Here is a 12,465-nt window from a genome sequence, read left to right as displayed (position 1 = left end):
TATCGAATGAAATAGAAAGAGGAAAGAATAGTGGTGAAACGTATTCCAAATTTACAAGTTGCCTTAGATCATTCTGATCTTCAAGGAGCAATAAAAGCTGCCGTAGCAGTTGGTCAAGAGGTTGACGTTATTGAAGCGGGAACGGTCTGTTTATTACAAGTCGGTAGCGAACTCGTTGAGGTGCTAAGACAATTATTCCCAGAAAAAACCATTGTTGCAGATACAAAGTGTGCCGATGCTGGAGGTACTGTCGCAAGAAATAATGCCAAACGCGGAGCAGATTGGATGACTTGCATTTGTTGTGCCACCATTCCAACAATGGAAGCTGCCTTAAAAGCCATTAAAGAAGAGCGTGGTGAAAGAGGAGAAATTCAAATTGAACTCTATGGTGATTGGACCTTTGAACAAGCCCAAAAATGGCTAGATGCTGGTATTTCACAAGCTATCTACCATCAATCACGTGATGCTTTGCTAGCTGGTGAAACATGGGGTGAGAAGGATTTATCTAAGGTAAAACAGTTGATTGACATGGGATTCCGTGTTTCTGTAACTGGTGGCCTAGATGTTGACACATTAAAACTTTTTGAAGGTGTGGATGTTTTCACCTTTATTGCAGGACGTGGCATTACAGAGGCAAAAGAACCTGCTCAAGCAGCGCGTGCTTTCAAAGACGAAATAAAACGTATTTGGGGGTGAGTCTATGGCAAGGCCAATCGGAATTTATGAAAAAGCAACGCCCAAACAGTTTACCTGGTTAGAAAGGCTTTCATTTGCAAAATCTTTAGGCTTTGACTTTGTAGAAATGTCTATTGATGAATCTGACGAGCGACTTGCTCGCTTAGATTGGAGTAAAGAAGAGCGCTTAAAACTTGTTCAAGCTATTTATGAAACTGGCGTGAGAATTCCAAGTATTTGTTTTTCTGGACATCGTCGTTTTCCTTTAGGATCTTCTAATCCAGAGAAGGAAAAAATAGCTCTAAAGATGATGAAAAAATGCATCACACTGGCACAGGATTTGGGTGTTAGAACCATTCAATTAGCTGGTTATGATGTCTATTATGAAGAAAAATCACAAGAAACACGTCAACGCTTCCTCAAAAATCTAAGAAAGGCCTGTGATTGGGCTGAAGAAGCACAAGTCAATTTAGCCATAGAAATTATGGATGATCCTTTTATTAACTCTATCGAAAAATACTTAGCAGTGGAAAAAGAGATTGATTCTCCTTATCTATTTGTTTACCCAGATACTGGTAACCTATCAGCATGGGGCAATGATTTGTGGAGTGAGTGTTATATTGGGCATCGTTCAATAGCGGCCATTCATCTTAAAGACACTTATCCAGTTACAGAAAATAGTAAGGGACAGTTTCGAGATGTTCCTTTTGGTCAAGGATGTGTCAATTGGCAAGAGATGTTTAGTGTATTGAAAAAAAGCAATTACAATGGACCATTTTTAATTGAAATGTGGACAGAGAATTGTCAAAGTATTGAGGAAACCCGAAAAGCCATTCAGGAAGCGCAAGATTTCCTTTACCCATTGATAGAAGAAGCGGGGTTAAGCTAATGGTCAAAAAATTAGAAGAAATGCGTCAACGTGTTTGTGATGCTAACAAGTCTTTACCAAAACATGGTTTGGTAAAATTCACTTGGGGAAATGTGTCCGAAATTTGTAGAGAGTTGAGAATGATTGTTATTAAACCTTCAGGGGTAGACTATGATCAACTAACACCAGAAAATATGGTGGTTACAGATTTAGAAGGGAATGTGTTAGAGGGAGACTTGAATCCTTCGTCAGACTTAGCGACACATGTGCAATTATATAAAGCATGGCCTGAAATTGGTGGCATTGTTCACACGCATTCAACTGAGGCAGTTGGTTGGGCACAAGCAGGAAGGGATATCCCATTTTATGGAACAACCCATGCAGACTATTTTTATGGACCAATTCCATGTGCACGTTCCTTAACAGAAACTGAAGTGAATTCAGCTTATGAAAAAGAGACTGGAAGTGTCATTATTGAAGAATTTGAAAATCGTCAGCTAGATCCAATGGCAGTTCCAGGAATTGTTGTACGAAATCATGGTCCTTTTACTTGGGGGAAAACTCCAGAACAAGCGGTTTATCATTCAGTTGTTTTGGAAGAGGTGGCAAAAATGGACCGTCTTACAGAAGAAATTAATCCCAAAGTAGAAGTAGCACCAACTTATATAATGGACAAACATTATTTGAGAAAACATGGACCAAATGCCTATTATGGCCAAAAAAGCCAAAAGTAAACTTAAGTATTCTAAAAGACAAGTGTTATGATTAATGACTTTGTTTAACCATTGTTTGAGACAACCTAGTTGTCTCAATCTTTTTTTGGTATAATATTTTTTAATGCAATCCTTAAAATACTATCATTAAATAAAGGAAACAATTCACAAATGTTGCGATGTTTGGAGGCATATCACAATGATGCTACTGGATAAAAAAAGCTATGATCTCTTATCCTATCTTATAAAACTGGATAAACCTGAGAGCGTAATGGCAATTGCTGCGCATCTAGGGCAATCTAGGCGAAAGGTCTATTACCATCTTGAGAAAATTAATCAAGCTCTCCCAGAGACGGTAGAACAAATCGTGTCTCTTCCTCGAGTGGGAATCTGTTTGAATGATAGACAAAAGCAAGCCTGTCAATATCTTTTGCAAGATGTTAATGACTATAATTATGTCATGAAATGTGACGAAAGGATAAAACTGTCAGCAATTTATATTGCTGTATCCACTCACCGAGTGACCATCGATAGATTAATGGCTATTAATGATGTTTCACGTAATACTGTTTTAAATGATTTGAGCGATTTACGCCTACAATTGGAAAAGCAAGATTTCCCTATTCGATTACAGGCCACTAAAACAGATGGCTACTATTTTGATTGTTACCCTTTGGCATTTATTCAATTTTTATACAAATTGTTAGATACCATCTATCATGGTGGCAATGCCAGTTTTATAGAATTTTTTGACCATAAAATTAGTCAGACATTAGGGGAAACCACTTATTTTTCAAAAGCATTTATGCAATTTTTAAATACCTATCTACCCATAGCTCAAATCAATTTGGGGAAAAGAATTAATCGGCAGGACAGTCAATTTATGATTCAAATCCTTCCTTTTATTCTGCTCAGTTATCGAAATATGCGCTTTACAAAGGAGGTTAAAGATTCCCTAAAAGAAGATTTTAATTTGATTTGGAAGCGAAAAGAATACTATATTGCAAAAGACCTGGCCAAGCAGATCTACCAACACTTTAAATTGCATTTAGATGATATTGAAGTTGGTTTGGTTGCTATGTTGATGCTATCATTTCGAAAAGATAAGGATAATCATATTGAGAGTCCTGATTATGATGACATGCGCATGACCCTTAAACATTTTATCAAAGCTCTTGAAGATCGCTTTCAATTGCATTTTACTCATAAGAGTGATTTGATTAAACAGTTAACGCGACATTGTAAGGCCTTAGTTTACCGGAAAACCTATGGGATGTCGTCACACAATCCTTTAACCAATCAAATTAAAACCAAATATGAGGATTTGTTTGAAAAGACTAGAGCTTGTTCTCCAATCCTGGAAGAAGCATGGTCGATGACTTTATCTGATGATGATATCGCTTATTTGACAATCCATTTAGGTGGAGATTTGCTAAACAGTGTCTCAGAAGTTGCTAAAACCAAAACAGTTATTGTGTCGGATGAAGGCATTGCCTTACAAAAATTATTACATCGCCAGTGCAGTCATTACTTAGTTAACAGTGAGATAGAGGCTGTCCTAACGACAGAGCAGTTTCAAAGTATTCATGATTTACTAACAGTCGATTTTGTCATAAGCACAAATGATCACCTACAAACTTCCTTTACCAAACTCTTGGTAGAACCTATTTTAAATGATGATAATATTTTAAGTCTGGTTCGCTTTTCCAAGAGACAAGATTTATCTGATTACAGTTCCTTTACGGATTCTTTGGAAAAGTGCATAGCTTCTTACATTGAGGATGAAAAAAACCAATACAGTCTAAAAACTCAGATAGAGGCATTAATCCGGCAAGAATTCATTCAAGACATGACCAGAAAATAAGATATTAACGTATGTACCTCAACGATTCTATTAGAAGAATCAGTGTTGAGGGCTTTTTTAGTTTCCACAGCATATCCGTCCATTTTTGAACACTTACATGTGTGAGACTTGGTCTTTTTTTACGTACAGGCAAAGCATATACTGATAGTGTAGAAATAATTTATTTGGAGGAATCTTTTAATGGCAAAAGTACAAGACATAACACGTGAATCATGGATACTCAGTACCTTTCCAGAGTGGGGAACTTGGCTAAATGAAGAAATAGAAGAAACAAAAGTGCCTGACAATAATTTTTCAATGTGGTGGTTAGGAAATTGTGGTATTTGGTTGAAGACACCAGGAGGTGCCAACATTGTTATGGACCTTTGGTCAAACCGAGGCAAATCCACAAAAAAAGTCAAAGATATGGTTAGAGGTCATCAAATGGCCAATATGGCAGGTGTGCGAAAATTACAACCCAATTTGCGTGTGCAACCAATGGTGATTGATCCATTTGCCATTAATGAATTAGATTACTATTTAGTTTCCCACTTCCATAGTGACCATATTGATATCAATACAGCTGCAGCAATTGTCAACAATCCTAAATTAAACCATGTTAAATTTGTTGGCCCATATGAATGTGGTCAAATTTGGAAAAAATGGGGAGTTCCAGAAGAACGCATTATGATTGTAAAACCAGGTGATTCCTTCACGATCAAGGATATGAAAATCACTGCAGTAGAATCCTTTGATAGAACCTGTTTAGTGACCTTACCCGTCGAAGGCGCAGATCAGCAAGATGGAGAATTGGCTGGGTTAGCAGTAACTGACGACGAAATGGCTAGAAAAGCAGTCAACTATATCTTTGAAACGCCAGGTGGAACTGTTTATCATGGAGCAGACTCTCATTTCTCAAATTATTTTGCAAAGCATGGTCGTGATTATAAGATAGATGTTGCTTTAAACAATTATGGTGAAAATCCTCTAGGCATTCAGGATAAAATGACTTCTATTGATTTGCTTAGAATGGCAGAAAATCTCCGTGCCAAAGTTATTATTCCGGTTCACTATGATATTTGGTCAAACTTTATGGCTTCTACAGATGAAATTTTACAATTATGGAAGATGCGTAAAGAGCGCCTTCAATATGATTTCCATCCCTTTATTTGGGAAGTTGGGGGTCAATACACTTATCCTCAAGACAAAGATCGTATTGAATATCACCACCCAAGAGGATTTGATGATTGTTTCTTAGAAGATTCAAACATCCAGTTTAAGGCACTGCTTTAATAGAAAGACACTCAGCACACCACTGAGTGTTTTTTTGGGGCTTGTTTCCTCTTTCATTTTTCCTAAAAGGGCACCTTTATGCTAAAATGATAAAAAAGAAGGAGGACTTTGCCATGAAAAATGCGATGTTAATTGTCAATCCCGCTTCCGGTGGTGAGCAAGCTCAAGAGTTTGAACGCTTAGCCAAAGAAAAATTGGCTACTTATTTCGAGCAAGTGATGGTTAAGCATACCCAGGCTGAGGGAGATGCTAAAGCTTTTGCTAGAGAAGCTGCAAGGTCACACTTCCATAGTCTTTTTGTTATGGGAGGTGATGGTACTGTCAATGAAGGCGTTAGTGGGATTGCTGAGGAAAGCTATCGCCCTCATTTTGGTTTTTTCCCTCTAGGAACTGTCAATGATTTGGCACGGGCAGTAGGGATTCCACTAGATCCAAAAGAAGCTATCGCCTCAATGCGATTTGATAGAACAATCCCTTTAGATATTGGAAAAATCAACCAATCCTACTTTACTAATGTTGTTGCTATTGGTGATATTCCCGAGTCTATCAATAATGTTGATGACAAGCTAAAAACCAATTTTGGCCCAATGGCTTATGTTCTTTCAGGATTGAAGGAAATTCTAAATCATAAAACCTATTCCTTCCATCTAGATTATGATGGAAAATCAGAGGCTATTGAAAGCTCCTTGATTTTAATTGGTTTGACCAATTCCATTGGAGGTCTTGATCGTTTTACACCTGAGGCTAAAGTCGATGATGGTTATTTGCATCTCCTTATTACCAAAGATAAAAACTTTCTAGAAACGCTTGCCACTTTACCAGACTTATTCTCAAAAGAGAATCACAGTAATGACAAAATCAAATACCAGCAGATCAAAGAAATCACCATCTCCCTTAAGGAAGAGCAGTTACAAACGAACGTTGATGGTGATGAGGGAGATAAGCTGCCAGTCAAAATCGGCATACTACCCCACCATTTACAACTGTATAGCATCTAAAAATCAGACCTAAAGCATTGAATAAAGAGAAATTATTCAATGCTTTTTATATGGTCACTTTCTGAAAATGATAGATAACGTCCAGTGATTACATTAAAAAATCAGAAAAATAAAATTAAAAACCTTATATTTAAGGTATTTCTACAAATGTTTCATTCTTGACTAAAGTGACCATACATGATATTATTATTGTGTTCTGTTAATTGAATGAGAAATTATTCTTTAATCAAGGATTGCTTTCGACGGTTTGTCATGTGAAAGCAATTATTTTTTACACTAAGAAAGGCATGAAATGGGAAATATACTTGAAGTTAAACATTTGACAAAAATTTTCGGGAAAAAGCAAAAAGCTGCCATGGAAATGGTAAAAGAAGGAAAAAGTAAAGATGAGATATTGAAAAAGACAGGAGCAACAGTAGGTGTATACGATGCTAGTTTTGATGTCAAAGAAGGAGAAATCTTTGTCATTATGGGACTATCCGGAAGTGGGAAGTCGACATTAGTACGTATGATTAACCGCCTGATTGAACCTTCAACGGGAACCATATTGCTTGAAGGTAATGATATTTCAGCTATGAATGCTGAAGCATTGCGAGATGTCCGAAGACATGATATTAACATGGTATTTCAAAGTTTTGCCTTATTTCCCCATAAAACCATCTTGGAGAATACCGAATTTGGCTTAGAATTACGTGGTGTCCCCAAAGCTGAAAGACAAGAGCGTGCAGAAAAAGCCTTGTCCAATGCAGGATTGCTAAGTTTTAAAGACCAGTATCCAAATCAATTGTCCGGAGGGATGCAACAGCGCGTTGGTTTGGCAAGGGCTTTGGCGAATGGGCCAAAGATTTTATTGATGGATGAGGCTTTTTCAGCACTTGATCCTTTAATTAGACGGGATATGCAAGATGAGTTAGTGGATCTCCAAGACTCGACAGGGCAAACAATCATTTTTATCAGTCATGACCTTAACGAAGCTTTACGTATAGGTGACCGTATTGCTCTCATGAAAGACGGTCAAATTATGCAAATTGGTACCGGAGAAGAAATTCTAACCAATCCAGCTAATGATTTTGTACGGGAATTCGTTGAAGATGTGGATCGTTCTAAAGTTTTAACGGCTCAAAATATCATGATTAAACCTATCACGACAACAGTTGAGATTGATGGACCTCAAGTTGCCCTCAATCGTATGCATACAGAAGAAGTTTCGATGTTAATGGCGACCAATCGTCGTCGTCAATTGGTGGGAAGTCTGACAGCAGATGCGGCAATAGAAGCCCGCAAAAGAGGTTTGCCATTAGCAGAAGTGATAGATCGTGAAGTGCGAACAGTTACTAAAGATACTGTTATTACAGACATTTTACCTTTGATTTACGATTCTTCAGCTCCAATTGCTGTTACCGATGATGATAATAGATTACTAGGGGTTATTATTCGAGGCCGTGTGATAGAGGCTTTGGCAAATATACCTGATGATGAAACAAGTGAAGTCGTTGTTACTGAAAAGGAAACTGTTACAGAATTATCAATGAAAGATGCTAGTGATTCTGTAGCGGATTATCAGGCTTAGAAAAAGGGGGAACATTTTGGATAATTTTTTACAAACAAAATTACCAGTGGCTAAGCTGGTAGAAAACATTACGGAGTGGTTGACAGGAACATTTTCTGGATTGTTTAATGTCATTCAGCTAGTAGGAAGTTACATGATGGACTGGGTCACAAATGCCCTTCTCTTCATCAACCCCCTACTTTTTATCCTTTTAGTAACAGTAGCGGTATACTTTTTAGCAAGAAAAAAATGGCCTTTACCCGTCTTTACCTTTTTAGGATTGCTCTTTATCTATAATCAAGGTTTATGGGTTCATTTGATCAATACCTTTACCCTGGTTTTGGTAGCTAGTTTCATTTCTATTATTATCGGTATTCCGTTAGGAATCTGGATGGCCAAAAGTTCTACAGTTAGACATATTATTAATCCTATTTTAGACTTTATGCAAACCATGCCGGCTTTCGTTTATTTAATTCCAGCAGTAGCCTTCTTTGGTATTGGTATGGTTCCGGGTGTCTTCGCATCGGTAATCTTTGCCCTACCACCAACAGTTCGTTTTACAAACTTAGGAATTCGTGAGATTTCTAAAGAATTAATTGAAGCTTCTGACGCCTTTGGATCAACGGCAAAACAAAAATTACTAAAAGTTGAATTGCCACTGGCTAAAAACACAATAATGGCTGGTATTAATCAGACCATGATGCTTGCACTTTCTATGGTAGTAACAGGATCCATGATTGGAGCACCAGGTCTAGGTCGTGAAGTTCTCTCAGCTCTTCAACATGCTGATATTGGTACAGGATTTGTATCAGGTCTTGCGCTCGTTATTTTAGCCATTGTCTTGGATCGTACGACCCAAAGCATTAATAGTCCACAAGAAAATAAAGCTGCTGCATCTAAAACCAATAAGTGGGTGGGATTAGCGGCCTTAGCAGTCTTTCTCGTTGGTGCTCTTGGTCATACTGTGACCACCTTGGCTTCGGGTTCAGGAGAAAAAGGTCAGAAAGTCAAAATTGCCTATATGCAATGGGACTCTGAGATTGCTTCTACCAACGTTATTGCGGAAGTTCTTAAAGAAGAAGGCTATCAAGTTGACATCACGCCACTGGATAATGCGGTCATGTGGCAAACAGTAGCCAATGGCAATGCCGACTTCACAGTTAGCCCATGGTTACCGGTGACACAAGCTGAGCACATGAAAAAATATAAGGATAAGATTGATGATTTAGGACCAAATCTTAAAGGTACAAAACTTGGGCTTGTCGTTCCAACTTATATGAAAGACGTCAACAGTATTGAAGACTTATCAGATCAGGCCAAGAAGAAAATCACAGGAATTGAGCCTGGTGCTGGGATCACAACAGCTACCCAAAAGACACTTAAGGCTTATTCCAACCTATCTGATTGGGAATTAGTACTTTCGTCTACAGGGGCGATGACAACGTCTCTAGACCAAGCTATTAAAAATAAAGAAGAAATTATTGTAACGGGTTGGTCACCCCACTGGATGTTCTCAAAATATGATTTGAAATATTTGGAAGACCCTAAGAAAACTCTTGGCGGTGAAGAAAATATTCAAACCATCGCTCGTTTAGGCTTGAAAAAGGACATGCCAAAACTTTATAAGATTATTGATAAATTCCATTGGACAACAGCTGATATGGAATCGGTCATGTTAGATATGAACAATGGTATGAAACCAGAAGATGCTGCTAAAAAATGGGTGAAAGCCAATAAAGACAAAGTATCTAAATGGGTCAACTAAAAATGCCTTCTAATAACTCTGAATACAATGTGTTCAGAGTTATTTTCTTTGCCTTGAAAAGAGGTAAATAAGGGCAAAGTTTTAGGCTTGTGTTATAATAAAGCTATGGAAAACAAGAATAAATTATTATTAATTGATGGCTCATCTGTAGCCTTTCGTGCCTTTTTTGCTTTATACCAACAGATTGATCGTTTTAGAAACCAAGCTGGCTTACATACCAATGCTATTTATGGTTTCCATTTAATGCTCGATCATATGATGAAGCGCGTGCAGCCAACACATATCCTGGTGGCTTTTGATGCGGGAAAAACAACCTTCCGTACAGAAATGTACGCGGATTATAAAGGGGGACGTGCCAAAACTCCTGATGAATTCCGTGAACAGTTTCCATACATCAGAGAAATGCTAAAAGCTCTAGGTGTGCCATATTACGATTTGGTGAACTACGAAGCCGACGATATTATTGGTACTTTGGATAAAATAGCAGAGCGGACAGAAGTGCCATTTGATGTGACAATAGTCAGTGGTGATAAGGATTTAATTCAATTAACTGACGCTAACACAGTTGTTGAAATCTCCAAAAAAGGAGTTGCCGAATTTGAAGAATTCACTCCGGACTATCTGATGGAAAAGATGGGCATTACCCCAGAACAATTCATTGATTTGAAAGCCCTAATGGGTGACAAATCAGATAATATTCCAGGTGTTACTAAAATTGGTGAGAAGACTGGCTTAAAACTCTTACAGGAATATGGCAGTTTAGAAGGCATTTATGCAAACGTTGATTCTTTCAAGCCTTCTAAGATGAAAGAGAATTTAATCAATGATAAAGCGCAAGCCTTTTTATCAAAAACCTTGGCAACTATTGATACCAATGCTCCTATCACAATTGGTTTAGAAGACTTGGTCTATCACGGTCCAAATCATGAGGCACTTGCCTCCTTTTATGATGAGATGGGCTTTGTGCAATTGCGTGCAGCTTTATCGAATCAATTGCCGAAAGAGCCAGAAGAAGAGATTGTCTACCATGAAGTGGTCGATGACATCAGTCCAGACATGTTCACCGATGATACTTTCATTTATTTTGAACTCTTAAATGACAATTACCACCGTGAAGACATTACAACTTTTGCTTGGGGAAATACTGAAAACATTTATGTCTCTCAAAATCCTGAAGTCTTGAAAACAGATGTCTTTCAGGCCTTTTTGAGAAAGCCGATGGCAACCTATGATTTTAAAAGAGCTAAGATCTTATTGAGTCATTTAAACATTGATGTGCCAAGAGGAGCTTTCGATGCCCGTTTGGCCAATTACCTTTTGTCAAATGTTGATGATAATCAGTTGTCAACCATAGCAAGGGTGCATACCAATATCCATTTGGAATCAGATGATGTGGTATACGGAAAAGGGGTGAAACGTGCTTTTCCAGACAAAGGCCTCCTTTTTGCTCATTTAGCCAAAAAAATCAAAGTTTTGGTTGAAAGCAAAGCGACTATGCTAGACAAGTTGTCTGACCATGATCAACTGGCACTTTTTGAAGACATTGAGATGCCCTTAGCAAATGTTCTCGCAAAGATGGAGATCACTGGTATTAAGGTCAATAAAGAAACCTTAGTTGAAATGGCTGAGCAAAATAAGGTGATTATTGATAGGCTGACGCAAGAAATTTATGACTTGGCTGGTGAAGAATTCAACATTAATTCTCCAAAGCAATTAGGATCGATTTTATTTGAAAAGATGCAATTGCCTATAGAAATGACAAAGAAAACTAAGACAGGTTATTCCACTGCTGTTGATGTCTTAGAACGTCTAGCCCCAATTGCACCAGTCGTTGCCAAAATATTAGACTACCGTCAAATTACAAAATTGCAGTCTACCTATTTGATTGGTCTTCAAGATTATATTATGGAAGATGGGAAAATCCATACCAGATATGTTCAGGATTTAACCCAAACAGGTCGACTCTCAAGTATTGATCCCAACCTTCAAAATATCCCTATCCGAATGGAACAGGGGCGCTTGATCCGTAAGGCTTTTACGGCATCGTCAGAAGATGCTCTTTTGTTGAGTTCGGATTATTCTCAAATCGAATTACGTGTCTTAGCTCATATTTCAGGAGATCAACATTTGATTACTGCCTTTAATGAAGATGCGGATATTCACACATCCACAGCTATGCGTGTCTTTGGTATTGACAAGGAAGAAGATGTGACTGCTAACGACCGTCGTAATGCAAAGGCAGTAAACTTTGGAATTGTCTATGGTATTTCTGATTTTGGCTTATCTAACAATTTAGGCATCAGTCGTCAAAAAGCAAAAGAATACATTAATACTTATTTTGACCGATATCCAGGAATCAAAGATTATATGGATTCTATTGTTCGGGAAGCTAAAGATAAAGGCTATGTGGAAACACTCTTTAAACGTCGTCGTGAACTACCAGATATTAATTCACGCAATTTTAATGTGAGATCTTTTGCAGAACGGACAGCTATTAATTCGCCTATTCAGGGTAGTGCTGCCGATATTCTCAAAATTGCCATGATTAATTTAGATAAGGCCTTAGAAGAGGGGCGCTTCAAAACAAAAATGCTCTTGCAGGTACATGATGAAATTGTTTTAGAAGTGCCAAAAGATGAACTCGAGAAGGTCAAACAACTGGTCAAAGAAACTATGGAGCATGCTGTTGATTTATCAGTTCCTTTAAGGGCAGATGAAAATTCAGGTAAGAGTTGGTACGAGGCTAAGTAGGGCTATTATC

General features: G+C 37.9%; 9 protein-coding genes. All 9 read left to right on the top strand.

Features of this window, described 5'->3' with window-relative positions; translation table 11 throughout:
* Positions 1-30 precede the first annotated feature (30 nt).
* The gene (locus DQM95_RS09385; RefSeq protein WP_037593143.1) at positions 31-696 is read left to right on the top strand and encodes a 3-keto-L-gulonate-6-phosphate decarboxylase UlaD; all 666 of its coding nucleotides are present in this window, start codon (positions 31-33) and stop codon (positions 694-696) included.
* 4 nt (positions 697-700) lie between these two features.
* Entirely contained in the window at positions 701-1,564 is an 864-nt protein-coding gene (locus DQM95_RS09380) for an L-ribulose-5-phosphate 3-epimerase (RefSeq protein WP_037593144.1), read from the top strand.
* Positions 1,564-2,277: an L-ribulose-5-phosphate 4-epimerase gene (locus DQM95_RS09375; protein WP_015912014.1), complete on the top strand. Its 714-nt coding sequence runs from the start codon at positions 1,564-1,566 to the stop codon at positions 2,275-2,277. The genes DQM95_RS09380 and DQM95_RS09375 overlap by 1 nt, the downstream gene beginning before the upstream one ends.
* Before the next feature lie 178 nt (positions 2,278-2,455).
* Positions 2,456-4,120, top strand: coding sequence for a BglG family transcription antiterminator (locus DQM95_RS09370; RefSeq protein WP_037593145.1), 1,665 nt, complete (start codon positions 2,456-2,458; stop codon positions 4,118-4,120).
* Between the two features lie 180 nt (positions 4,121-4,300).
* Positions 4,301-5,392 carry an L-ascorbate 6-phosphate lactonase gene (gene ulaG, locus DQM95_RS09365; RefSeq protein WP_015912012.1) on the top strand — a complete coding sequence of 364 codons (1,092 nt, stop codon included), beginning with the start codon at positions 4,301-4,303 and terminating at the stop codon, positions 5,390-5,392.
* A 113-nt stretch (positions 5,393-5,505) separates the two neighbouring features.
* Positions 5,506-6,390 carry a diacylglycerol/lipid kinase family protein gene (locus DQM95_RS09360; protein ID WP_037593147.1) on the top strand — a complete coding sequence of 295 codons (885 nt, stop codon included), beginning with the start codon at positions 5,506-5,508 and terminating at the stop codon, positions 6,388-6,390.
* 292 nt (positions 6,391-6,682) lie between these two features.
* Complete coding sequence (locus DQM95_RS09355; protein ID WP_015912010.1) at positions 6,683-7,960, top strand: quaternary amine ABC transporter ATP-binding protein; 1,278 nt, start codon at positions 6,683-6,685, stop codon at positions 7,958-7,960.
* A gap of 16 nt (positions 7,961-7,976) precedes the next feature.
* Complete coding sequence (locus DQM95_RS09350) at positions 7,977-9,704, top strand: ABC transporter permease/substrate binding protein (RefSeq protein WP_037593149.1); 1,728 nt, start codon at positions 7,977-7,979, stop codon at positions 9,702-9,704.
* 105 nt (positions 9,705-9,809) lie between these two features.
* Positions 9,810-12,455 (top strand): DNA polymerase I, encoded by a 2,646-nt coding sequence (polA, locus tag DQM95_RS09345; RefSeq protein ID WP_046389790.1) that lies wholly within the window; start codon positions 9,810-9,812, stop codon positions 12,453-12,455.
* Positions 12,456-12,465: the final 10 nt, after the last annotated feature.

This window comes from Streptococcus uberis, from assembly GCF_900475595.1.
Lineage (GTDB): Bacteria > Bacillota > Bacilli > Lactobacillales > Streptococcaceae > Streptococcus > Streptococcus uberis.
The sequence above is the reverse complement of the archived record's forward strand: the minus strand, read 5'-3'. Positions and strand labels throughout refer to the sequence as shown.

What these genes read in the sequence shown, in the direction of transcription:
- DQM95_RS09355 (WP_015912010.1), top strand. Translation starts at nt 6,683, where the DNA reads ATGGGAAATATACTTGAAGTTAAACATTTGACAAAAATTTTCGGGAAA.
- DQM95_RS09370 (WP_037593145.1), top strand. Translation starts at nt 2,456, where the DNA reads ATGATGCTACTGGATAAAAAAAGCTATGATCTCTTATCCTATCTTATA.
- polA (WP_046389790.1), top strand. Translation starts at nt 9,810, where the DNA reads ATGGAAAACAAGAATAAATTATTATTAATTGATGGCTCATCTGTAGCC.
- DQM95_RS09380 (WP_037593144.1), top strand. Translation starts at nt 701, where the DNA reads ATGGCAAGGCCAATCGGAATTTATGAAAAAGCAACGCCCAAACAGTTT.
- DQM95_RS09360 (WP_037593147.1), top strand. Translation starts at nt 5,506, where the DNA reads ATGAAAAATGCGATGTTAATTGTCAATCCCGCTTCCGGTGGTGAGCAA.
- ulaG (WP_015912012.1), top strand. Translation starts at nt 4,301, where the DNA reads ATGGCAAAAGTACAAGACATAACACGTGAATCATGGATACTCAGTACC.
- DQM95_RS09375 (WP_015912014.1), top strand. Translation starts at nt 1,564, where the DNA reads ATGGTCAAAAAATTAGAAGAAATGCGTCAACGTGTTTGTGATGCTAAC.